We start from the raw sequence: 21,128 nt of genomic DNA on the forward strand, positions 1-21,128 counted from the left end.
CAACAACGGGGGAAACATCCCGAGGTGCGACGGGTGCAGGACCGCGGAGCGCGCCTAGCGTCCCTGGTCGTGACCGAACTTCTCCCGGCACCCGCAGCCGCACTCGACACCCCGCCCGTCCCCGTCCGCAGCGCCGGCCACGCGATCGTCGAGGCCCTTGCGCTGCACGGGGTGCAGCGCACCTACGTCGTCCCGGGCGAGAGCTACCTCGACGTCCTCGACGGACTCGTCGACTCCGGCATCGAGACGGTCGTGTGCCGCCACGAGGGCGGCGCGGCGTACATGGCCGAGGCCGACGGGAAGATGCACCGCCGTCCCGGCATCGCCATGGTGACGCGGGGCCCGGGGGCGGCGAACGCGCACGTCGGCCTGCACACGGCCTGGCAGGACTCGACCCCCATGGTCCTGTTCGTCGGCCTCATCCCGTTCGACCACCGCGACCGCGAGGCGTTCCAGGAGTTCGACGTCAAGGCGTGGTTCGACACCGGCGCCAAGCGCGTCATGGTCCTCGACAACGCCGAGCGCGCCTCCGAGATCGTCGCCGAGGCGATGTTCGCGGCGAGCAGCGGTCGCCCCGGCCCCGTCGTCGTGGGTCTGCCCGAGGACGTCCTGCGGCACACCGTGCACGGCCCGGCCCACCCGCCGATCCCCGTCGCGACGGGCGGCATGACCGCGCGGGACGTGGACGCGCTGCGGGAGGCCCTGGCCGGGTCCGTCAAACCCCTCTTCGTGACCGGCGGCAACGACTGGACACCGGAGGCGGCGCAGCAGCTCACGCGGTGGCTGGAGCGGCACCGCATCCCCGCCGCGGCCGAGTGGCGCACCGAGGGCACGGTCCCGTTCGACTCCCCCAGCTACGTCGGCCCGATCGGCTACGGCCGACCGAAACCCACCTACGACCTCCTCGAGGAGACCGATCTGCTGGTCTTCGTCGGGACCGTCCCGGGCGACACCATCACCGACGGGTTCGTCGTGCGGCAGGACTGGTCGAGGAAGAACTTCCTCGTGACGATGGACCCCTCCCTCCGCGGCCGCAGCGGTGCCGTGTCCTACCAGATCGTCGCGAAACCCGACGTCTTCGTCCGCGACCTCGCGGGCATCGAGCTCGACGTGCGTCCCGAGTGGACCGCGTGGACGGAGCGGATGCGGGGGGAGCAGGAGAGGTTCGCGGCGCTCCCCCCGGCCACCCCCACCCCGGGCCCGGCGCGGATGGACACGTTCATGGCGAACCTCGTCCCCACGCTGCCGCGCGACGCGGTCGTGACGTTCGGCGCCGGCGAGCACACGAACTGGGCGCACCGGTACTTCCCGACGATGGAGTACGCCTCGATGCTCAGCGCCCGCAACGGGTCGATGGGCTACTCGATCCCGTCCGCCGTGGCCGCTTCGCTGGCCCGTCCCGGCCGCCGGGTCGTCACCGTCGCGGGCGACGGGGAGTTCCTCATGAACGGCCAGGAACTCGCCACGGCCGCGCAGTACGGCGCGACCCCGCTCGTGGTGGTCGTCGACAACGCCGAGTACGGGACGATCCGGACCCACCAGGAGCGGCACTACCCGGGGCGGGTCAGCGGCACCCAGCTGAAGAACCCCGACTTCGCCCTCATGGCGCAGGCGTTCGGGGGGTTCGGGGTCCGCGCCGAGCGGGACGAGGACGTCCCCGGCGCCCTCGCCGCCGCCCTGCGCGCGATCGACGAGGACCACGTGTTCGCCCTCGTCCACCTCGTCGTCGAGCAGCGGACCCGCGCCTACTGACCGGGGCCCCGACCGGGTCCGCGCCTCCCCTCCGGGCGCGGACCCGGTCCGGGCCGTGGCCTCAGCCGCGCGGGATCGACAGCGTGAGGGTGTAGCGGCTGCCGGCCGGCGCCTGGACGGAGAGCCGGTAGCCGCCGGTGCTCGGCAGCTGGACGGTGACGTCGCGCTGCTGCTGCGTCATCGTCGTGTGCAACGGGCTGCCGTCCGGCGCCACCAGCGTCCACGCGCCCTGCGCGCTGGTGTCGGTGAAGTGCACCGTGGCGCGCTGTCCGGCGCGGGCGTCGAACGTGTAGTCGCGCGACCCGGTGCCCTTGACGGTGGTCGCGGTCCCGCCGACCGGGAACGTGATCTTCGACGACGACGACGCCGTGGTGGCGGCCGGGATCGACAGCGAGAGGTCGTAGGTCGCGGCACGGCTCGAGACGACGTCGACGTAGTACGTCCCCGACTCCGGCAGCGTGTACGTGAAGTCGCTCTGCCGGGGGCTGTGGGCGTTGTGCACGGAGGGGCCGGTCGGGCCGACGAGGGCCCACGTCATCGCCGAGGTGCTGCGGGACAGGTGGAACGTGGCGGTCTGCCCGGCGCGGGCCTGGAACGTGTAGCGGCGGTCCCCGCCGGCGGCGACGTGGCCGCTCACGTGGCTGGAGGTGGCGCCGCGGGCGAAGTGCAGGGGCGTCGCGGTCGGGATGCTCGGCGAGGCGGCCGACGCGACCCCGGCGCCGGCGACGCCGGCGGCGGTCAGCAGGGCGGCGGCGGTTGCGATCATCTTGCCACGCATGGGGTTCTCCTCAGGGAGTGCGTTTCCGGGTCTGTGCTTCCGGTCTTGTCCGCGGCCGCTCCCGCGGCCGCACCTCGAACCTACGGACCCGGTGTGGCACCCGGGTGTCGGCGCGGCAACCGTTCCGGGACAGCGTGTGTCGAGATGGACACGTCACTCCGGCGGCGCCGCCGGGAGGTGGACCCGCACCACGGTCCCCTGCCCCTCGCGGCTGTCGGCGGCGACCGTCCCGCCGTGCCGTTCGACCACGGCGCGGACCAGGGGGAGGCCGAGCCCGCTGCCGGCGACGGTCCGCGCCGACGGGCTGCGGAACAACTCGTCCCAGACGTGCGGGAGGTCCTCGGCGGGGATCCCCTGCCCCGTGTCGGCCACCTCGACGAGGACGCCTCCTGCGTCCTCGCGGGCCCGCACCTCGACGTTCCCGCCCTCCGGCGTGTACTTCACGGCGTTGTCGACGAGGTTCACCAGGGCCAGCGCGAGCAGGTCCCCGTCCCCGTCGACGGCCGGCAGCGGCCAGGGCGCCCGCGGCACGTCGAGGTCGAGACGGCGACCGGCCGCCCGGGGTTGTTCTCCCACCACCTCGACGGCCTCCTCCAGGAGCGCCGTGAGGTCCACGCGCCGGAACGTGAGGGGGTTCGTCTGGACGTCGGCGATCTTGCGCAGGTCGGCGGTGAGGCGGCTGAGCCGCAGCACCTGCTCCTCGATGCTGCGCAGGCCCCGGCTGCGCTGGTCCGGGCTCGCGTCCTCGGCCGCGGCGTTCGCCAGCGCCAGGCGGATGGCCGTCAGCGGGTTCTTCAGCTCGTGGTCGAGCCGGCCCAGCAGGAGCTGCCGGTCCCGCGCGGCCCCTGCCGCGACAGCCGCCACGGCCTCCCGCTCGGCACGCCACCGGTTCCGGCGGACCCGGGCGAGGAGGGCCAGCACGACGGCCGCGACGACGGAGACGAGCACCCCCAGGGTGAGCACCCAGTCCTGGGTCTGCGCCCCGAGGCGCACCTCGACGAACTCGGCACCCCCGCCCAGACGCCCTGCGCGCCAGAGGGTCCAGGCGGCCAAGCCCACCAGCGCCGGCACGACCGCGAGCACGGCGGCGACGACGGCGCGGGTGCTGCCCGGACGTGCGCGGGGCCCGGTCACGTCGCCCACGTCACGCCTTCTCGACCGGACCGGCGAACCGGTACCCCGACCCCAGCACCGTGGCGATGAGCCGCGGGCTGGCGGAGTCGTCCTCGAGTTCTCGGCGCAGTTCCGCGATCCGGGTGTCGACGGAGCGGGTGCTCGTCTGGAACGTCCACCCCCACACCGCCTCCAGCAGGCGTTCTCGGGTCATGACCTCGTCGGGGTGGGTCATGAGGTAGGACAGCAACGCCGTCGCGCGCGGCGTCAGGACGACCTCGCGGCCGTCCTTCCACACCCGCTGGGAGACGCGGTCCAGCACGACCGACCCCGACCGCAACCGCTGGAACTGCCCGGGCCCGCCCGTCCGGTCGCCGTCGCGGCGGCGCAGCACCGCCCGGATGCGGGCCGTGAGTTCCTGGGGGTCGAAGGGTTTGTTGAGGTAGTCGTCCGCCCCCTCCTCCAGCGCCATCGCGCGCTCGCTGGACTCCCCCACCTGCGTCAGCAGGATGACGGGGGTCGAGGACCCCTCCTGCCGCAGGCGGCGCAGCACCGCCCGGCCGTCCATCCTCGGCATCATGACGTCGAGGACGACGAGGTCCGGGTCCTGCGCCCGGACGCGGTCGAGGGCCTCCTGGCCGTCGTGGGCGACGACCACGTCGAAACCCGCCCGCGTCAGCAGCGGCGCGAGGTTGTCGGTGATGGCGCTCTCGTCGTCGGCGAGCAGGATGGTCGGCACCCCCCGATGATGCCCGCCCCCCAAGGCCTCCGGCAGCCCCGGTGCCCCCGCTGTGCCGGAACGGTTGCCGGTGTGTCCGTCCTGTCACAGCCGCCGGTCGCGGCGCCCGCCGTCCGCCGGGGTTCCTAGACTGGGTGGGTGCGTGCCCCCGTGTCCCGTCCGCTCGTCCTCGCGGTGCTGGCGGTCACGGGAGTGGCCCTCGCGGGGTGCTCGTTCCGCGGCGGGGTCAGCGTCGGGGCACCGGCGACGACGAGCTCGCGTCCTCCGACCTCGGCCGCCTCCAGCCCCACCACGACGAACCCCACGCCCGCACCGTCGACTCCCACCCCCACCGCGACGACCCCGGTCCCGACGACCCCGATCCCGACGACGCCCGTCCCGACGACGCCCACCCCCAGCGCGCCACCGACCACGGTCGGCGTCTGCACCTCGGCCCAGCTCGTCGCGGCGCTCGCCCCGGCCGACGCGCCGGCCGGCAGGGGCGCCGCGCTCCTGACGCTGACGAACACCGGTCGCTCGGCGTGCCACCTCAAGGGGTTCGGCGGCATCTCGCTGAGCCGCAGCGACGGGGCGCCCGTCCTGTCCCGGCAGGTGCGCACCGACGCGGCACCGGCCGGCCTCACCCTGGAACCCGGTGACGTCGCCCGCTCGTCCCTGTCGTGGTCGACCGTCGCGAACACCGCGGTGGGTGAACCGGCGACGGGGGGTTGCGAGGCCGTCCCGACGTCGTTGCTCGTCATCCCGCCCGACCAGATCGCCGACCAGGCGGTCCCCTGGTCGGCCGGTCCGGTCTGCGACCAGGGCTCGATCACCCAGACCCCCTACACCAGCGGCTGAGGCGGGACCCGGCTCAGGACAGCTCGCCGAGGAACCCGCGCACCCGGTCCGCCACCTCGTCGAGGTGCGACTCCAGGAGGAAGTGCCCCCCGTCGAGGAGTTCGACCCGGGCCTCGGGCAGGTCGGCGGTGAAGGCACGGGCCCCGTCGGGTCCGAAGATCTCGTCCCGCTCGCCCCAGACCGCCAGGAGCGGGACGGGGTGGGCACGGAACGCCTCGTGCAGGACGGGGTACAACCGGCGGTTCGACGGGTAGTCCCGGTACAGGGCCAGCTGCACCTCGGGCTGCCCGGGACGGTTCACCGCGGCGGCGTCGCGGGTCCACGTGTCGGGGTCGACGACGTCGGGTTCGTCGAGCCCGTGGGTGTACTGCCAGCGGATCAGGTCCGCGCTGAACGTGCTGCGCAGCAACGCCTCGTCCTGCGCGTTGCCGTCGGCCGCCCACCGCCACAGGGGCGCCCAGAACGTGTCGACGAAACCCTCCTCGTAGGCGTTGCCGTTCTGGGAGACGACGGCGGTGATCCTCGCGGGGTCGCGCAGGAACAGTCGCCAGCCGACGGGGGCGCCGTAGTCCTGGACGTACACGGCGAACCGCTGCACCCCGAGCTGGGCCAGGAGCGATTCGACGACGTCGGCGAGGCGGTCGAACGTGTACTCGAACTCCTCGACCGCCGGGGCGTCGGAGTGGCCGAAGCCGATGTGGTCCGGGGCGATGACGCGGTAGCGGTCGGCCAGCCGCGGGAGGAGGTGGCGGTACATCGCGGACGAGGCGGGGAAACCGTGCAGGAGGACGACGACGGGTCCGTCGGCGGGCCCGGCCTCGCGGTAGGCGACGGTCCGGCCGTCGACGGTCGCGGTCCGGTGGTGGGTCCGGGGGAGGTGGGCGGTGGGCACGGTGGTCTCCTCACGTCGTTTCTCACGGTTGCGAGTTCGATCGACGTGAGAGTGTCTAGCAGGCCGGTCTAACGGTTGCAACCATCTCAAGCGTGATAACTTCGAGGTGTGACCACCCGGGACACCCCCGACGAACCACTGCCCGTGCGCTGGGCCAACACGGTGCGCGCCGAACGCGGCGTGGTGCACGACGAGATCGAGCAGTCCGACGGCCTACGGCAGTGGCTGCGCAGCAACGGGTTCGAGGTCGCCCGTCGGCCGACAGACCGTGACCTGTCGGCGGCCCGCGCCCTGCGCGACGCCGTGCGCGTGCTCCTCTCGCACGTCACGGGCGACGACCGACCTGCCACCACGAGCCCGTCCCCGGACGTCCCGGCCGCCGTCGAGGTGCTGGAAGCGCACGGTCGGCCCACGCCGCCCGACCGGCTCGAACTCGTCGACGGCGAGCTGCGCCTGGCGCACCCCCAGCCCGTCGCCGTGTCGGTCGAGGAGGCGCTCGCGCAGGTGCGGGCGCAGACCGTCCGCCTCCTCACGGGGGCGGGCGCGGCCGAGCTCCGCGCGTGCCACGGTCCCCGGTGCGTGCTGTTCTTCGTGCGCGACCACCCCCGTCGCGAGTGGTGCTCGGCGGCGTGCGGCACGCGGGCACGCGCCGCCCGGCACTACCGCCGTCACCGCCCGGGCGGTGCGGGGTGACCGACGTCGTGCAGGGCCCGCCGCTTCACCGCCTCGCCGAACAGGCTGAGCCCGGCGTTCAGCGTCACCAGGCCGGCGGTGCCGGGAACCACCCAGGCACGTCGCCGCGCCCGGCGCACGGCGGCGTCGGTGACGACGCACACCCCGGCCCCCACGAGCAGCAGCCCCGAGGGGGCGAGCACCTTCCACGCGGTGAGGTCGTCCACCACCCCAGCTTCTCAGCGGGGGTTCAACAGCGCGCGGGCACAGTGACCGCATGTTCGACCTCATCGGCGGTCTGCCCGTCCACCCGCTCGTCGTCCACGCCGTCGTCGTCCTGCTCCCCCTGGCCGTCCTCGGCACCGTCGCGGTGGCCGCACGGCCGGCGTGGCGGGCCCGCTACAGCGGCCTCAACGCGCTCGTCGCCGTCGTCGGCACGGCCCTGTGCCCCGTCGCCACGAGCAGCGGGGAATCGCTGGAGCACCGGGTGGGCGATCCCGGCCGGCACGCCGAGCTCGGCGACCAGCTCGTCTGGTTCGCCCTGCCGCTGGCGGTCCTCGCCGTCGTCCTGTGGTGGCTGCAGCGCCGCCGACGGGACGAGGCGGGGCGCCCGCCCGCCGCGGTGACCGTCGTCGCCGCCCTGTCCGTCGTGGCGGCGCTCGCCACCGCCGTGCAGGTGTACCGCGTCGGCGACTCCGGCGCGCAGGCCGTCTGGAAGGACCAGGTCACCGCGACCAGCCAGAAGGCCGGCTGACGTCGGCCGGCCTTCCGGGATGCGGTCCCCCGCGGCGCCCCGAGACTGGGACCGTGCCCGGGCACCGTGCCCGGGACCTGGTGCGGAGGTCGACGTGGCGAACGGTGTGGCGACGGTGTGGGTTCCCGTGGACGACATGGACAGGGCGGTCGCGTTCTACGGCACGACCCTGGGGTTGGACGTGAGCATGACCTCGCCGGACTGGAGCGAGGTCGAGGCCGGCGGTCTGACCATCGGGCTGAACGCGCGGGAGGACACCGGGTCGCACGCCGACGGCGGGGCGGTCATCTCCTTCACACCCGACTCCTCCATCGACGACGAGGTGTCGCGCCTGCGCAGCGAGGGCGTGGAGTTCACGGGCGGGATCAGCGACCACCCGTGGGGCCGCATCGCCCCGTTCAAGGACAGCGAGGGGAACGACCTGCAGTTCTACGCCCCGCCGGCCTGATCCTGCAGTTCCAGGACCGGGATGCGGCGCGACGTCTTCGCCTCGTACCCGGCGAAACCCGGACTGGCCGCGAGGAACCGCGCCCAGGCCGCGTCCCGGTCCTCCCCCTGCAGGTCGACGGCCCGCACCGCGACCTCGCCCCGGTCGGGGTGCTCGACCACGGTGTCGGGGTGGGCCAGCAGGTTGTGGTACCACGCGGGGTGCTGGTCAGCGCCCGCCGCCGAGGCCGCGATGAGCCACCCGTTCTCGGTGGGGATGGCGAACAACGGGGCGACCCGTTCCGTCCCGCTGCGCGCGCCGGTGTGGTGCACCAGGAGCAGGCTCCGCCCGAAACCCGCCGTCGTCACCGTCCCGCCGTTGGCGCGGAACTCCTCGATCACCTGCTGGTTGAAGTCCACCGTTCCTCCTCGCGCGTGCTGTGCTGGGGGCATGGACTCCCCCGCCCGGTTCAAGGACCTCTGCCTCGACGCCCGTGACCACCAGCGTCTCGCGGACTGGTGGTGCCGCGCCATGGGCTACCGCCGTCACGTCGGCGCGTCGGGTCCCCGTCCCGACGGCGATCCCGTGCCGATCGTCGCCGTCGACGGGGCCGGCCCGCTGCTGTGGGTGAACCCCGTCCCGGAGGGCAAGGTCGTCAAGAACCGGCTGCACGTCGACGTCGACGGGGACGTGCCGGCGCTCCTCGCCCTCGGCGCGACCCTCGTCCGGGCGCGGGAGGCGGACCGGCCGTGGGACGTGCTGGCCGATCCCGAGGGCAACGAGTTCTGCGTGTTCAGTCCCGACGGCGTCTGAGGTTCCAGCCCCGCACCGCGAGGAACGCCCCCGCGACGACGGCCCCGTAGGCCCCCGCCCGCAGCCCGGCGTGGTTCAGCACGACGGTCCAGGTGTCGCCCCCGTCGGGGCCGGACGGCCGGTGCGCGGCCGCGACCCCGTGGAAGGCCACGCCGGCGACCACGAGGACGACGCCGACGACGAGCAGCAGGGCACCGGAGCGCGGGGATCTGAGCACCGCACGATCCAACCGCACCCGGGCACCTCAGAAGGTGACGACCCCGCGCACCCGGTGCCCGGTGGCGATGGCCTCACCGCTGACCGCGGCGGCCAGCGGGGAGACGAGGAACGTCACGAGCGCGGCGATCTGGTCCGGCGAGGACTCCCCCGGAGCCCCCGGACGCACCTGCGACGACGGCTCGTCGACCACCGGTCCGGGGTTGACGGTGTTCACGGTGACGCCACTTCCCGCGAGGTCGTCGGCGAGGTTCTTGGCGGCGATGACGAGCGCGGCGTTGCGCACGGCGCCCGTCGTGTTCCCCGTCAGGTAGGCGTTCTGGCCGCTGATCCCGACGATCCGGCCGTACCCCGCCTCGCGCATGGCCGGTGCGGCGGCGTTCGCCAGGCGCAGGAACCCCAGGGACTTCGCGTCGAACGCCGTCGCGATCTGCTCGGGGTCGGAGTTCCGGGCCGGGTCGAGGGTCCCGGCCGCCGGGGCCGCGGTGACGACGAGTCCGTCGAGCCGCCCGTGCTCGGCGAGCACCCGCTCGACCGCGGCCCGCGCCGAGGCGGTGTCGGTGAGGTCGACGGCCACGCCGTCCTCGCCGGGGTTCCGCGAGGCGACCACGACGGTCGCGCCCTCCTCGCGCAGGCGCTGCACGACAGCACGTCCGATGTAGCCGCGCCCACCGGCGACGAGCACGACACGGGAGTCCAGTCCGAGGTCCACGGACGCGAGCCTACGTCGCGACGAGCGCCAGCACGTGGTCCACGACGCCGACCAACGCGTCCCCGCGGACGGCGTCGTCCCCCACCGTGAGGGCGCGGAACAGCAGGGAGCCCATGAGGACCTCGGTGGCCTGCGCCGGGGTGGTGGTCGCGCGCAGTTCCCCTCGGGCGCGGGCCCGGTGGAAGGCGTCCTCGAGGACGGCGGCGCAGCGGTCGACGTGGTCGCGCCGGAACCGTTCCGTGACCGCGGGCGCGTCGGCGACCTCGTCGAGGCACCGCTGCAGCACGCGGCGCCGGTCTCCCGACAGCGACCGGGCGATGTCCGGCACGAGGGCGTCCAGGTCGCCGCGCAGCGAGCCCGCCGCCGGGGGGCGCAGGTTGGCCGTCAACGTCGCCAGGGCGTCCACGACGAGGTCCTCGGTGGTGGTCCAGCGGGCGTGGACACCGCGGCGGTCCACCCCGGCCCGCGCAGCCACCCCCCGGGTGCTGAAGCCGGCGACGCCCTTCTCGGCCAGTTCCTCGACCGCCGCCGCCAGGACGCGCCCGTCGATGCCCGGGTCCCGCGGACGGCCCCGGGCGGGTCGGGTGGTGGGGACCTCGCTCACGGGTGCATCCTATTCGTGCACCAGCCTGGTACACGAATAGAAGGGCACCACCGTGTCGACTCTCTACGAAGCCACCGCCACCGCCTGGGGCGGCCGCGACGGACGCGTGAGCTCCTCGGACGACCGCGTCGACCTGAACCTGTCGATCCCGAAGGGCATGGGCGGCGACGACGGGCCGGGCACCAACCCCGAGCAGCTCTTCGCCGCCGGGTACGCCGCCTGCTTCCACAGCGCCCTCAAGGCCATCGCACGCTCCCAGAAGGTCGACGTGGCCGACTCGGCCGTGTCGGTCACGGTCGGCGTCACCGGTGGCCTCGCCCAGGGCATCGACCTCGCCGTCACCATCGAGGCCCAGCTGCCCGGCGTCGAGGAGCAGGTGGCGCGCGGCCTCCTCGACGCCGCGCACCAGGCCTGCCCCTACAGCCGCGCCACCCGCGGCAACGTCGTGCAGGACGTCCGCCTCGTCGCCGACGAGGACTGACGACCTGCCGGACGGCTCAGAACAGGTCGCCGAACCCCAACGCCACGAGGTTGTCGTGGGAGGTCCGCAGGGCCTCCCACACAGTCCGGCCGTAGAGCTGGTCCTGCTCGACCAGGAGGTGCTGCGCGCCGGCCTCGACGGCCGCGGGGACGATCGCGGCGAAGTCGAGGTTGCCCTCCCCGACCTCGGCGAACTGCACCACGTCGTTGAACGCCCGCTGGAAACCCTCGCGGTCGCCGCGCTGCAGGGCCTCGAACGCCGACGGGTCGATGCGCCCGATCCGGTAGTCCTTGAGGTGGACCATCCGGACCCGGCCGGCGTACTGCCCGATCACCGCGACGGGGTTGACACCTCCGCGCTGCAACCAGTGCACGTCCAGCTCCAGCCCGACGTCCGGGGCCCGGTCGGCGATCACGTCCAGCATGAAGCGCCCGTCGAACTTCGTGAACTCGATGTGGTGGTTGTGGTAGTACAGGCGGATCCCGGTCTCCCGCAGCCGCACCGCGATGGCGTTGGAGCGGTCGCAGAAGTCCAGCACCCGGTCCAGGTCGGTCATCGCCTCGAAGGGCAGCATCCCGATCCGGACCATGTCCGCGCCCAGCCGCTTGCAGTCCGCGACGATCTTCTCCAGGTCGCCCTCGAGCGCGTCGTTCGGCATGCCGGGGACGCGCGTGAGGTTCGCGGACAGGGCCGCCACCTCGACCCCCAGCTCGTCGCGGGCGCGTTCCAGCTCCCCGACGTTCTCGTCGGTCATGGGGATCTGCGAGACCTCCACGGACCGGTAGCCGATCTCCCGCACGCGCCGGAACGTCTCGAACGCCCCGAGCTCGGCCACGCTGTCGCGCAGCATCATCGCCTGCACACCGATGCGCGCCATCACTCGTCACCCTGCCGCTGCGGGAAGAGCGCCTCGTCCGCGATGCGTTCGTTGAGCAGCTTCAGGTACAGGGTCTCGTCGAAGTCGAGGCCCACCTCCTGACCGGTCCAGCTGGACAGGTGGACGGCGTTGGCCAGCCGGACACCGAGCAGCCCCTCGGCACCGGGGGCGATGAGGTCCTCCTCCCCACGCACGGCCGCCGCGAAGTTCGCCAGGACGGCGACGTGCTGCCCGCCCCACTCCGAGGGGAACTCGACGGTCTCGGTGGTGTAGAGCTCGCTGGGGTCGAACTGCCCACGGAACAACCCGGCGACCTGCTCGGCGCTCATCCCGGCGCTGATCTCGCGCTCCGGCTCGGCCAGCCGCGTGACGGTGGCCACCTTGCTGCCCTCGACGACGATCTTCCCCGCGTCGCCCTGGATCTCGAGCCGGTCGGTCCCCACCAGGTCGTGCACGGCGGTGACGAACACCCCCGTCGACCCCTCGCCGAAGTCGGCGAGCACGGTCACCTCGTCCTCGACGGCGATGTCGCGCTGCAACCCGTAGGAGACCTTCGCGAACACCGACCGCGGCACGCCGCAGATCCACTGCCACAGGTCGAGCTGGTGGGGGGCCTGGTTGACCAGCACGCCGCCGCCCTCGCCACCCCAGGTGGCGCGCCAGGCGCTCTGCTCGTAGTACCCCTGCGGACGCCACCACGTCGTGATGATCCAGTTCGAGCGGATGATCCGGCCGATCTCGCCGGCCTCGACGATCTCCTTGAGGCGCCGGTAGAGGGGGTTGCTGCGCTGGTTGAACATGACGCCGAAGGTCACGTCCGGGTGGGCCGCGGCGACGGCGTTGAGCCGCTGCACCTGGAGGGAGTGCACCCCGGCCGGCTTCTCGACGAGGACGTGGATCCCCCGCTCGATCGCCTCCACCCCCATCTGGGGGTGCAGGTAGTGCGGGACGCAGGTGATGACGGCGTCGACCGTGCCGCTGTCCATCATCGCCAGGTGGTCGGTGAAGAACGGCACGTCGCCGAACTCCGCCGCCGCCCGTTCGGCCTTCGCCGGGTCCGTGTCCGCGACGGCACCCACCGTCATGCCGGGGACGCGACCGTCGGCGACGAAGCGGGCGTACGTCCCGCCCTGCGTTCCGAGACCGATGATGCCGAGACGCACCGGGTCCTGGGTGGTGGAGCTGGTCATGGTGTTCCTCTCGTGGGATGTCTCTCAGACGAGCGTGACGCCGGCGCGGTCGGTGAGCCGGCGGAAGGCGCGGGCCGCGCGCCCGAAGGCGCCCGGTCCGGAGAAGCCGCCGAGCTCGTGGGCGTCGGCGAGGTGCGGTTCGAGGGACGCGAACCCGGTGAACCCGTCGGCGGCCAGGGCGGAGACCGTGGCCTCGACCTGACCGTCCCCTTCCCCGGCGGGCACGACCGAACCGTCGGCGGCCCGGGCGTCCTTGACCTGCAGGTACTCCAGGTGCGGACGCAGCAGGGCGAACCCCTCGTCGTGCGGGCGCTGCACCCCGACCTGGACGAAGTTCGCCGAGTCCCAGGCCACCTTGAGGGCGGGCGACCCGACGGACTCGACGAGGTCCAGGACCCGTTCCGGCGTGTCCCCGTAGATGCCCTTCTCGTTCTCGTGCAGCAGGACCACGCCGGTCTCCTCCGCGACGGCGGCCAGCCTCGCCATCCGCCGCAGCACGTTGTCACGCACCTCGTCGGGCTTCCGCTCCCCCGTGAAGAACGAGAAGATCCGCACGTACGGGGTGCCGAGCACGGTCGCGACGTGCGCGATCCGGCGCAACCGGACGACCTCGTCGTCGGGATCGGCCTCGACGGGCACCTTCCCGACGGGCGAGGCCACGGCCGAGACCTGCTGACCGCGCAGGCGCAGCACGCGGTCGAGTTCGCCGAGCTGGGCGTCGTCGAGGTCGGCGACGTTGGTCCCCCAGGCGCTGCGCACCTCGATGCAGCGGGCCCCGAGGGCCTGCAGCACCGCCACCTGCACGACGGGGTCGGCGTCGACCTCGTCCCCGAAACCCGACAACTGCCAGCTCACGGTGCGACCTCCTGCGTCTGTGCGGCCTTGCGGGCCTCGGTCTCGTCCCGGACCTGTCGGAACAGGGCGTCGCTCAAGGGGTAGCGGGCGAAGACGAGCATCGCCAGCACGGCGCACACGGCGGGCAGCAGACCCATCGTGGCCTTGATGGCGATGATCGCGCTGTCCGGCTGGACGGGGTTCGGGTTCCCCGACGTGGCGGCGAGGTACCCGCCGGCGGCCAGCGCCCACGCCCCGAGCGCACCACCGAGGGACTGCGTCACCTTGCGGGTGAACGAGAACAGCGCGTACGTCGCCCCCTCGGTGCGGCGACCGGTCTTCCACTCGCCGTACTCGACGGTGTCGGCCTCCAGGCCGAACATCACGCTGTTGATGAGGGTGGCGCCCACGCCCTTGACCGCCAGGGTCAGCAGGACGAACCAGAACATGTCGCCCGGGGCGAAGAACAACCCGACCCCGCCGACGACCGTGAACACCCCGCAGTACTGGAACACCGTCTTCTTGCCGAACCGGTCGACGATCCGCGGGATGAACGGCCCGACGACGAACACCACCCCGGTGTTCACGAGGGTCATCAACCCGACGAGCGCGATGTCCCCCAGGACGTACTGGGCGTAGAACGCGGTGCTGCCGCCGACGGCGGAGACGCCGATGAGGTAGAAGAAGCTCGACGTGCACAGGTAGGCCAGCGGCCGGTTGCTGCGCAGGGTCGCCACGGTCTCCCGGGCCCCCACCCGCGGCTGGGCCCGCACGACGCGTTCGCGGCAGGCCCAGGCGGTGAAGAGGAACGCCGCGGTCCCGATGACGACGAACGCCAGCGTGACCTTGGTGAAGACGCCCTGCACCGCGGCCTGGTAGGCGATGAGGTCGGCGGAGTCCTCGATCGCGGCCTTCTGCTCGCGCAGCCCGCTGACGAAGTGGCCGATGACGTACGTCAGGACGACGCCGCCCAGCCCGGCCCCGATGACGCGGGCCGAGACGAGGCGCGCCCGTTCGTGGACCGACTGCGTCACGGCCGAGGCGAGCGAACCGTAGGGGATGTTGACGAGCGAGTAGACCAGCCCCAGCACCGCGTAGGTGGCGTAGGCGTAGACGAGCTTCATCCCGTCGTCGAAGCTCGTCGGCACCCGGAAGGTCAGGAAGCTGAGGAACAGCAGCGGAGCCGCGCCGAACATGATGAAGGGCCGGAACTTCCCCCACCGCGTCATCGTGCTGTCGACCAGGCGGCCGGCGAGCAGGTCGGCCACGGCGTCCCACAGCCGGACGACGAGGAACATCGTCCCCACGGCGGCGGCCGAGATGCCGGCCACGTCCGTGTAGTAGTAGAGCAGGAACGCCGTGCTGAGGCTGAACGCGAGGTTGCACGCGAAGTCCCCTGCGCCGTACCCGATGACGGTCCGCACGGGGAGGCGCTCCAGAGACCGCAGTCCCTGCGTCGTCGCAGGTCGAGCCATGTCATCTCCTCAAGGGGTGTGGCCGCCCGGGCCCGGTGGGGCCGGCGGCGAGGAGACCAGCGTCCGCCGGACGGGCGCGCTCACCCAACCACTTGCCACGAGTTGCCAGAACCCGACACCTGACGGGCAACCGCCTCCTCGACGCGGCCGGCCACCTCGAGGGGCCCGCCGGTGATCGGCACGACGACACCGTCCTCGTCGGCCTCCAGCGGTTCGAGGACGGCGAGCTGGGAGTCGAGCAGCGAGGCCGGCATGAAGTGCCCCGTGCGGGCGGCGAGACGGGCCGCGAGCTCGTCCCGGGACCCGTCGAGGTGGACGAACCGCACCCGGGCGCCCGCACCGCGCAGGACGTCCCGGTAGGACCGCCGCAGCGCCGAGCAGGTGAGCACGCAGTCGCCGCCCTGCGCGTCGATCCAGTCCCGCACGGCGAGCAGCCAGGGCGCGCGGTCGGCGTCGGAGAGCGGCGTCCCCGCCGTCATCGCGGCGACGTTGGCGGCCGGGTGCCAGTCGTCGGCCTCGCCGAGCGGCCACCCGAGCCGGTCGGCGAGCAGTCCCGCCACCGTGCTCTTGCCGCACCCGGCGACCCCCATGACGACCAGCGCGGTGGGCCTCACCGCGCGGCCCGCTCTTCGGACGGCTGCCGCCCGTCGGGTTCGCCCGGGACCTCCGCGCCCCCTCCGGGCGCCTGCGCCCGCAGGCGGTACAGCACCTCCCCCGCGTGGGGTTCGACGAAGGTGTCGGGGTCCTGGGCCCACGCGTCGACGTCGACGTCCGCGGGATCGAGGTACTGCAGGTTGACGCTCTCCACGACCTCGCGCGGGATCCCCGTCGCCAGCGTCACGGTGACCCGGTTCCGCTCCCCGTGCTCGGGGTCCCACGTGCCCTGACCGCGCAGGTGCGTGGAGTGCGCGAGGTCGCCCCACGGCTGGTCGCGGAACCGTTCCCACTGCCCCGTGAAGTAGTCCCGGTTGTGGTAGCCGATCTCCGTGATGTGCGGATGCATGACCGAGACCTGCGTGATGTGCGGGGCGTACAGGACGAGTTCCCCGCCGTCGGCGACGACGGGTTCGAGCTTGTAGAAACCCTTCGCCGCGGTCCAGATGTCCTCGTACTTCTCCGGCATGATCGACAGCACCCGCCGCCACGGCCGGTCGAGGTAGGTGACGTGCGTCTGCGCCGACACCTCCGCGCACGCCGCCCACGCGTCCTCGGGCGTCCCGAACGCCGCGGTGTGCAGCACGTCCGTGCCCGACGCGACGACGAGGCACAGCGCCAGCCGCTTCCCCGGCAGCATCGAGGCCGCCTCGTTGATGAGCGCTCGCACGGGGGTCACGCCGCGGCTGCCGATCATCGCAGCGCTCGTGATGAGCGCCCCCACCCAGTGCGAGACGTCGATGACCTCCTGCCCGGAGACCCCCGGGAAGAAGTACTTGTTGCCGCCGGAGAACCCGACGACCTCGTGCGGGAACACCGGTCCGACGACGAGCGCCACGTCCGCCTCGGCGACGAGCCGGTTGATGCGGACGTCGACGTCCGGCCCCGGCAGCAGCCCGCCCGTCAGCTCGGCCAGCCGCGCGGCGGGGATCGTGCCGAGGGAGGTGAACGTCGCGGGGTCCCAGGACGCGTGGTTCACGACGGACCAGCCCGGGTACGTCTCCTCCAGCGCACCGGCCTCGTACCCGAGGTGGCGCGCGAGGTGCTCCTCGTCCATGCCCTGGTGGGTGCCGAGGGCGATGACGACGTCGACGCGGGCCGGGCGGCCCGCGAACCCCTCGTGCACCGCCCGCAGCAGCAGCGGCAGGGGGCACGTGCGCGTGGCGTCCGGCACGACGACGCACACGCGGGCGCCGTCGAGGTCGACACCGCGGACCTGCTCGGCCACGAAGCTCCGGACGACGTCGGGGTCGAGGTGGTCCCCCGGGCCACCGAGCACGGCGGCCCGCGCGGGGTCCCCCGGATCCGTCCCGAACGCGCTACCCGCCGCCGCACCCGTCGCCGCACCAGTCATGGCCCGACTGTGGACGGCGGGGGCGCGGAAGTCGAGGCGGACCGGGATCCGGCGGCAACTCCCGGCAACCGCTGGTCACCACGCCTCCCCGTCGGGTCGGGTGGCCCCATGACGTCGCTGACGCTGGACCCCGACCGGCTCCTGCCCCCCGACCCGACCCGGCGCGCCGTGGCGCGGCGGCTGCACGCGGCGGTGGCGGACCTGCCGATCATCTCCCCGCACGGGCACGTGCCCGCGGGGTGGCTCGCGCACGACACCCCGTTCGCGGACCCGACGTCGCTGCTGCTGACGCCCGACCACTACGCCACGCGCCTCCTGCACTCCCAGGGCGTCGACCTGGCCCACCTCGGCGTGGGACAGGGCCCCCTGTCGCCGGAGGCCTCCCGCGCGGCGTTCCGGACTCTCTGCGCGCACTGGTCCGTCTACCGCGGGACGCCCGTCCGGTACTGGCTGCAGGTGCAGTTCGCCGACCTGTTCGGCATCACCGTCCGTCCGTCGGCCGAGACGGCCGACGACATCTACGACCAGATCGCCGCCACCCTGCAGACACCGCAGTTCCGGCCCCGCGCACTGTTCGAGCGGTTCGGCGTCGAGGTCCTCGCCACCACCGACGACCCGTGCGACGACCTCGCCGACCACGCGTTCCTGGCCGCCGACCCGACGTTCTCCGGCCGCGTCCTGCCGACGTTCCGCCCGGACCGCTACCTCGAGGTGGGCGTCGACGGCTGGACGACCCACGCCGACCGGCTCCAGGAGGTCTCCGGGACCGACACGAGCGAACTCACCGGTTTCCTCGACGCGCTGCGACAGCGGCGGGAGCACTTCCGCGCGCACGGCGCCGTGTCGGCCGACCACAGCCACGCCGACGTGCGCGCCGAGCGCCTGCCGGCGTCCGAGGCCGTGGAACTCTTCGCGCTGGCGCGCAAGGGGTCCCTGAGCACCGCCGAGGCGACGGCGTTGCGCCGGCACCTGCTGTGGGAGATGGCCCGCATGTCCTCCGAGGACGGTCTCGTCATGACCCTGCACCCCGGGGTGGCCCGCAGCCACCACGGACCGACCCAGCGTGCGTTCGGCGCCGACGTGGGCGCCGACATCCCGCTGCCCGGCGACTTCACGCGCGACCTGCGACCGGTGCTGCAGGACTTCGGGACCGACCCGGGGTTCCAGCTCGTCCTGTTCACCCTGGACGAGACGACGCTGTCCCGCGAGATCGCACCGCTGGCGGGTTTCTACCCCTCGGTGTGGGTGGGGGCGCCCTGGTGGTTCCTCGACGCCCCCGACGCGACCGGCCGGCACCGTTCCGCGGTGACGGAGACCGCGGGTTTCAGCAAGACGTCGGGGTTCATCGACGACACCCGCGCGTTCTGCTCGATCCCCGCCCGCCACGACATGGCGCGTCGCCTCGACGCGGCGTACCTGTCGACGCTCGTCGCGGACGGCCGCCTCGAGGAGGACGAGGCGCTCGAGACCATCGTCGACATCGTGACCGTCAACCCGCGGAAGGCGTTCCGGCTGTGACCACCCCCCTCCGTCGCGAGGTTCCCGCTCCGCCCGTCCGGATCGTCCACCTGGGCCTCGGGAACTTCCACCGCGCGCACCAGGCCTGGTACACCGCCCGCGCCTCCGACGGCGCGGAGTGGGGCGTCGCCGCGTTCACGGGCCGGCGTCCGGACGCGGCCGAGAAGCTGAACCGGCAGGACGGGCTCTACACGCTGCTGGTCCGTGGCGCGGACGGCGACCACCCCCAGGTCGTCACCTCCATCGCCCGCGCGCACGCGGCCACCGAGCACGAGGAGTTCCTCGACCTGCTGCGCCGCAGCGAGGTCGCGGTCGTGACCCTCACCGTGACGGAGGCCGCGTACCTGCTCGGCGCGGACGGCGGGCTCGACGAGCACCGCCCCGAGGTCGTCGCCGACCTCGCCGCGCTGCGCGCCGACGCCACCGCCCCCGTGAGCACCGTCCCCGGCCGCCTCGTCGCGGGCCTGGCCGCCCGCCGCGCGGCGGACGCCGGGCCGGTCACCGTCCTGTCCTGCGACAACCTCGCGCACAACGGGCACGTCACCGGATCCGTCGTGACACGGCTGGCCGAACTCCTCGACCCGGCGCTGGCCGGGTGGATCCGCCGGGACGTGGAGTTCGCGTCCTCGATGGTCGACCGGATCACCCCGGCCACCACCGACGAGGTCGTCGCGACGGTCGAGGCCCTGACCGGGGTGCACGACGAGTCCCCGGTTCCCACCGAGCCCTTCTCGGAGTGGGTGGTCTCCGGGGAGTTCCGCGCGGGACGTCCGGACTGGGAGAGCGCGGGCGTCGTGTTCGTCGACGACGTGACCGTGCACGAGCAGCGCAAGTTGTGGCTGCTCAACGGGTCGCACTCCCTTCTCGCCTACGCCGGCGCGCTGCTCGGCCACCGCACGATCGCCGACGCGGTCGCCGACCCGCGCTGCCGGGCCTGGGTGGAGACGTTCTGGGACGAGGCGTGCCGTCACCTGCCGATCCCGGCGCAGGACCTCGCGCGGTACCGGGAGGCGCTGCTCGACCGGTACGCCAACCCCGGCGTCCGGCACCTGCTGGCCCAGATCGCCGCCGGGGGCTCGCTGAAACTGCCGTTGCGGATCGTGCCCGCGCTGCGCGCCGAACGCGCCGCGGGCCGGTTGCCGGAAGGGTGCGCGACGGCCCTCGCCGCGTGGATCCGGCACCTGCGGGGCGAGAGCACACCCGTCGACGACCCGGCGGCGGACCGAGCGGTGGCGGCCGCGACGTCCGACGACCCGGTCCGCGCGGTGCTCGACCTGCTGCACCCCGGGCTCGGTGACGACGCGGAACTGGTCGAACTGGTCAGCTCCCGGCTGGACGTCCTGACGCCCGCGACCGTCTGACCCGTCCGCTCGGCGCGCGTCCCGTCGACCCCCGCACGACGAGCCAGGCCGGCAGCAGCACGGGTTCGCCCGTGCTGCCCTCCCGGGGGCGGCCCGCCGCGAGGTGGGCCACCCCCGCGGACCCCATGTCCACCAGGGGGGCCGCGATCGTCGTCAGCCCGGGGCGGACGAGGTCGGCGTCGACGATGTTGTCGAACCCGACGACGCTGACGTCCTCGGGGACGCGGCGGCCGGCGGCCGTGACGGCGGTGAGGAAACCGATGGCCATGAGGTCGTTGTAGGCGATGACGGCCGTCGAGGGGCGTCGGGCCCACGCCTCGGCCGCTGCGGCCCCGCCCCGCAGGGTCGGCAGGTTCGGCCCGACGCGGCCGACGCGCAGGTCGAGTTCCACCCCGGCCTCCTGCACCCCGCGCCAGCGGGTCCCGTCGGCGTGGGAGGCCTCCGGGCCGGCGAGGTACGTGATCGAGGTGTGGCCGAGTTCGACGAGGTGCTCGGCCGCCTTCTTCACGGCGCGGACGTTGTCGCTGACGACGGACGTCACCGACCGCACCGAGCGGTTCAGCACGACGACGGGTTTGCGCTTGGCGACGGCGCGGATCTCCTGGTCGCTCAGCCGCGAGGACGCCAGGACGAACCCGTCGACGGTGGCCTCGAGCCGGGCCAGCGCCTTGGCCTCGGCGCGTTCGGACTCCTGCGTCTCGACCACGGCGAGCGTGAGGTCGTGCGTCACCGCGGCCCGTTCGGCGCCGCGCACCATGCCGACGAAGACGGGGTTGCCGATGTCGGCCACGACGAGGGCGAGGACCCCCGACCCCCGCGAGGACAGCGGCACCTGCATGCGCGAGGACCGGTAGCCGAGCTCGGCGGCGACCTGGCGGACGTGCTCGGCGGTCCGCCAGCTGACGCGGCCCGGTTTGGTCAGCGCGCGCGAGACGGTGGACGCGGACACGCCCGCGGCGGCGGCGACGTCGTAGATCGTCACCTGGCCCCCGTCGGCCCCCTCGCTCATGCCCGGACGCTAGCAATCAACTGCTGGCAACGACTGGCCCTGGAGGGGGCGGGGGTGGTCGGGTGG

At 73.5% G+C, this 21,128-nt stretch carries 25 protein-coding genes; 9 read left to right on the plus strand and 16 right to left on the minus strand.

The window, feature by feature from the left end; translation table 11 throughout:
* Positions 1-69: 69 nt before the first annotated feature.
* Positions 70-1,752 carry a thiamine pyrophosphate-dependent enzyme gene (locus AB1207_RS19935; protein ID WP_367640202.1) on the plus strand — a complete coding sequence of 561 codons (1,683 nt, stop codon included), beginning with the start codon at positions 70-72 and terminating at the stop codon, positions 1,750-1,752.
* 61 nt (positions 1,753-1,813) lie between these two features.
* Here the strand turns inward: AB1207_RS19935 and AB1207_RS19940 are convergent, their stop codons facing one another.
* From AB1207_RS19940 to AB1207_RS19950, 3 genes are all read right to left on the minus strand, one after another.
* On the minus strand, positions 1,814-2,530 hold the full coding sequence (locus AB1207_RS19940) for a peptidase (RefSeq protein ID WP_367640203.1): 717 nt from the start codon (positions 2,528-2,530) through the stop codon (positions 1,814-1,816).
* A gap of 153 nt (positions 2,531-2,683) precedes the next feature.
* Entirely contained in the window at positions 2,684-3,673 is a 990-nt protein-coding gene (locus AB1207_RS19945; RefSeq protein ID WP_367640204.1) for a sensor histidine kinase, read from the minus strand.
* Between the two features lies 1 nt (position 3,674).
* Positions 3,675-4,382, minus strand: coding sequence for a response regulator transcription factor (locus AB1207_RS19950; RefSeq protein ID WP_367640205.1), 708 nt, complete (start codon positions 4,380-4,382; stop codon positions 3,675-3,677).
* Between the two features lie 138 nt (positions 4,383-4,520).
* On the opposite strand from AB1207_RS19950, the gene AB1207_RS19955 reads away from it, so the two are divergent.
* Positions 4,521-5,219 (plus strand): DUF4232 domain-containing protein, encoded by a 699-nt coding sequence (locus tag AB1207_RS19955; RefSeq protein WP_367640206.1) that lies wholly within the window; start codon positions 4,521-4,523, stop codon positions 5,217-5,219.
* Positions 5,220-5,232: 13 nt separating this feature from the next.
* Here AB1207_RS19955 and AB1207_RS19960 read toward each other — a convergent pair whose 3' ends face one another.
* Positions 5,233-6,111, minus strand: coding sequence for an alpha/beta fold hydrolase (locus AB1207_RS19960; RefSeq protein ID WP_367640207.1), 879 nt, complete (start codon positions 6,109-6,111; stop codon positions 5,233-5,235).
* Positions 6,112-6,219: 108 nt separating this feature from the next.
* Here AB1207_RS19960 and AB1207_RS19965 point away from each other — a divergent pair, with 108 nt between their 5' ends.
* On the plus strand, positions 6,220-6,804 hold the full coding sequence (locus AB1207_RS19965) for a CGNR zinc finger domain-containing protein (RefSeq protein ID WP_367640208.1): 585 nt from the start codon (positions 6,220-6,222) through the stop codon (positions 6,802-6,804).
* On the opposite strand, the gene AB1207_RS19970 is transcribed toward AB1207_RS19965, so the two are convergent.
* Complete coding sequence (locus AB1207_RS19970) at positions 6,780-7,010, minus strand: hypothetical protein (RefSeq protein WP_367640210.1); 231 nt, start codon at positions 7,008-7,010, stop codon at positions 6,780-6,782. The genes AB1207_RS19965 and AB1207_RS19970 overlap by 25 nt on opposite strands.
* Positions 7,011-7,060: 50 nt before the next feature.
* On the opposite strand from AB1207_RS19970, the gene AB1207_RS19975 reads away from it, so the two are divergent.
* Both AB1207_RS19975 and AB1207_RS19980 read left to right on the plus strand, forming a co-directional pair.
* A complete protein-coding gene (locus AB1207_RS19975; protein ID WP_367640211.1) occupies positions 7,061-7,537 on the plus strand; it encodes a DUF2231 domain-containing protein in 477 nt (158 codons plus the stop codon).
* Positions 7,538-7,631: 94 nt separating this feature from the next.
* A complete protein-coding gene (locus tag AB1207_RS19980) occupies positions 7,632-7,985 on the plus strand; it encodes a VOC family protein (protein ID WP_367640213.1) in 354 nt (117 codons plus the stop codon).
* Here AB1207_RS19980 and AB1207_RS19985 read toward each other — a convergent pair.
* Positions 7,967-8,383 carry a nitroreductase family deazaflavin-dependent oxidoreductase gene (locus AB1207_RS19985; RefSeq protein WP_367640214.1) on the minus strand — a complete coding sequence of 139 codons (417 nt, stop codon included), beginning with the start codon at positions 8,381-8,383 and terminating at the stop codon, positions 7,967-7,969. The two genes, AB1207_RS19980 and AB1207_RS19985, sit on opposite strands and share 19 nt — an antisense overlap.
* A 31-nt stretch (positions 8,384-8,414) precedes the next feature.
* Here AB1207_RS19985 and AB1207_RS19990 point away from each other — a divergent pair, with 31 nt between their 5' ends.
* The gene (locus tag AB1207_RS19990; protein ID WP_367640215.1) at positions 8,415-8,777 is read left to right on the plus strand and encodes a VOC family protein; all 363 of its coding nucleotides are present in this window, start codon (positions 8,415-8,417) and stop codon (positions 8,775-8,777) included.
* On the opposite strand, the gene AB1207_RS19995 is transcribed toward AB1207_RS19990, so the two are convergent.
* The 3 genes from AB1207_RS19995 to AB1207_RS20005 are packed head-to-tail and all read right to left on the minus strand — an operon-like array spanning position 8,758 to position 10,309.
* Entirely contained in the window at positions 8,758-8,994 is a 237-nt protein-coding gene (locus AB1207_RS19995; RefSeq protein WP_367640217.1) for a hypothetical protein, read from the minus strand. The genes AB1207_RS19990 and AB1207_RS19995 overlap by 20 nt on opposite strands.
* Before the next feature lie 27 nt (positions 8,995-9,021).
* On the minus strand, positions 9,022-9,705 hold the full coding sequence (locus AB1207_RS20000; protein WP_367640218.1) for an SDR family NAD(P)-dependent oxidoreductase: 684 nt from the start codon (positions 9,703-9,705) through the stop codon (positions 9,022-9,024).
* Between the two features lie 10 nt (positions 9,706-9,715).
* Positions 9,716-10,309 (minus strand): TetR/AcrR family transcriptional regulator, encoded by a 594-nt coding sequence (locus tag AB1207_RS20005; protein WP_367640220.1) that lies wholly within the window; start codon positions 10,307-10,309, stop codon positions 9,716-9,718.
* A gap of 52 nt (positions 10,310-10,361) precedes the next feature.
* On the opposite strand from AB1207_RS20005, the gene AB1207_RS20010 reads away from it, so the two are divergent.
* Entirely contained in the window at positions 10,362-10,790 is a 429-nt protein-coding gene (locus AB1207_RS20010) for an organic hydroperoxide resistance protein (protein ID WP_367640221.1), read from the plus strand.
* A 16-nt stretch (positions 10,791-10,806) separates the two neighbouring features.
* On the opposite strand, the gene AB1207_RS20015 is transcribed toward AB1207_RS20010, so the two are convergent.
* The 6 genes from AB1207_RS20015 to AB1207_RS20040 form a co-directional block, all read right to left on the minus strand.
* Positions 10,807-11,667 (minus strand): sugar phosphate isomerase/epimerase family protein, encoded by an 861-nt coding sequence (locus AB1207_RS20015; protein ID WP_367640222.1) that lies wholly within the window; start codon positions 11,665-11,667, stop codon positions 10,807-10,809.
* On the minus strand, positions 11,667-12,857 hold the full coding sequence (locus tag AB1207_RS20020) for a Gfo/Idh/MocA family protein (RefSeq protein WP_367640223.1): 1,191 nt from the start codon (positions 12,855-12,857) through the stop codon (positions 11,667-11,669). The genes AB1207_RS20015 and AB1207_RS20020 overlap by 1 nt, the downstream gene beginning before the upstream one ends.
* Before the next feature lie 24 nt (positions 12,858-12,881).
* A complete protein-coding gene (locus tag AB1207_RS20025; protein ID WP_367640224.1) occupies positions 12,882-13,712 on the minus strand; it encodes a sugar phosphate isomerase/epimerase family protein in 831 nt (276 codons plus the stop codon).
* The gene (locus tag AB1207_RS20030) at positions 13,709-15,166 is read right to left on the minus strand and encodes a glycoside-pentoside-hexuronide (GPH):cation symporter (protein WP_367640226.1); all 1,458 of its coding nucleotides are present in this window, start codon (positions 15,164-15,166) and stop codon (positions 13,709-13,711) included. Before AB1207_RS20030 ends, AB1207_RS20025 begins: the two co-directional genes overlap by 4 nt.
* Before the next feature lie 80 nt (positions 15,167-15,246).
* A complete protein-coding gene (locus AB1207_RS20035) occupies positions 15,247-15,780 on the minus strand; it encodes a gluconokinase (RefSeq protein ID WP_367640227.1) in 534 nt (177 codons plus the stop codon).
* On the minus strand, positions 15,777-17,174 hold the full coding sequence (locus AB1207_RS20040; RefSeq protein WP_367640228.1) for a lactate racemase domain-containing protein: 1,398 nt from the start codon (positions 17,172-17,174) through the stop codon (positions 15,777-15,779). Before AB1207_RS20040 ends, AB1207_RS20035 begins: the two co-directional genes overlap by 4 nt.
* Positions 17,175-17,282: 108 nt before the next feature.
* On the opposite strand from AB1207_RS20040, the gene uxaC reads away from it, so the two are divergent.
* Together uxaC and AB1207_RS20050 are read left to right on the plus strand one after the other, a co-directional pair.
* The gene (gene uxaC / locus AB1207_RS20045; RefSeq protein WP_367640230.1) at positions 17,283-18,692 is read left to right on the plus strand and encodes a glucuronate isomerase; all 1,410 of its coding nucleotides are present in this window, start codon (positions 17,283-17,285) and stop codon (positions 18,690-18,692) included.
* The gene (locus AB1207_RS20050; RefSeq protein ID WP_367640232.1) at positions 18,689-20,053 is read left to right on the plus strand and encodes a mannitol dehydrogenase family protein; all 1,365 of its coding nucleotides are present in this window, start codon (positions 18,689-18,691) and stop codon (positions 20,051-20,053) included. Before uxaC ends, AB1207_RS20050 begins: the two co-directional genes overlap by 4 nt.
* On the opposite strand, the gene AB1207_RS20055 is transcribed toward AB1207_RS20050, so the two are convergent.
* Positions 20,013-21,062: a LacI family DNA-binding transcriptional regulator gene (locus AB1207_RS20055; RefSeq protein ID WP_367640234.1), complete on the minus strand. Its 1,050-nt coding sequence runs from the start codon at positions 21,060-21,062 to the stop codon at positions 20,013-20,015. The two genes, AB1207_RS20050 and AB1207_RS20055, sit on opposite strands and share 41 nt — an antisense overlap.
* Positions 21,063-21,128 lie beyond the last annotated feature (66 nt).

This window comes from Kineococcus endophyticus (assembly GCF_040796495.1).
GTDB classification, from domain to species: Bacteria; Actinomycetota; Actinomycetes; order Actinomycetales; family Kineococcaceae; genus Kineococcus; species Kineococcus endophyticus.

What these genes read in the sequence shown, in the direction of transcription:
- AB1207_RS19990 (WP_367640215.1), top strand. Translation starts at nt 8,415, where the DNA reads ATGGACTCCCCCGCCCGGTTCAAGGACCTCTGCCTCGACGCCCGTGAC.
- AB1207_RS19975 (WP_367640211.1), top strand. Translation starts at nt 7,061, where the DNA reads ATGTTCGACCTCATCGGCGGTCTGCCCGTCCACCCGCTCGTCGTCCAC.
- AB1207_RS20040 (WP_367640228.1), bottom strand. Translation starts at nt 17,174, where the DNA reads ATGACTGGTGCGGCGACGGGTGCGGCGGCGGGTAGCGCGTTCGGGACG.
- AB1207_RS20020 (WP_367640223.1), bottom strand. Translation starts at nt 12,857, where the DNA reads ATGACCAGCTCCACCACCCAGGACCCGGTGCGTCTCGGCATCATCGGT.
- AB1207_RS20055 (WP_367640234.1), bottom strand. Translation starts at nt 21,062, where the DNA reads ATGAGCGAGGGGGCCGACGGGGGCCAGGTGACGATCTACGACGTCGCC.
- AB1207_RS20015 (WP_367640222.1), bottom strand. Translation starts at nt 11,667, where the DNA reads ATGGCGCGCATCGGTGTGCAGGCGATGATGCTGCGCGACAGCGTGGCC.
- uxaC (WP_367640230.1), top strand. Translation starts at nt 17,283, where the DNA reads ATGACGTCGCTGACGCTGGACCCCGACCGGCTCCTGCCCCCCGACCCG.
- AB1207_RS20030 (WP_367640226.1), bottom strand. Translation starts at nt 15,166, where the DNA reads ATGGCTCGACCTGCGACGACGCAGGGACTGCGGTCTCTGGAGCGCCTC.
- AB1207_RS19940 (WP_367640203.1), bottom strand. Translation starts at nt 2,530, where the DNA reads ATGCGTGGCAAGATGATCGCAACCGCCGCCGCCCTGCTGACCGCCGCC.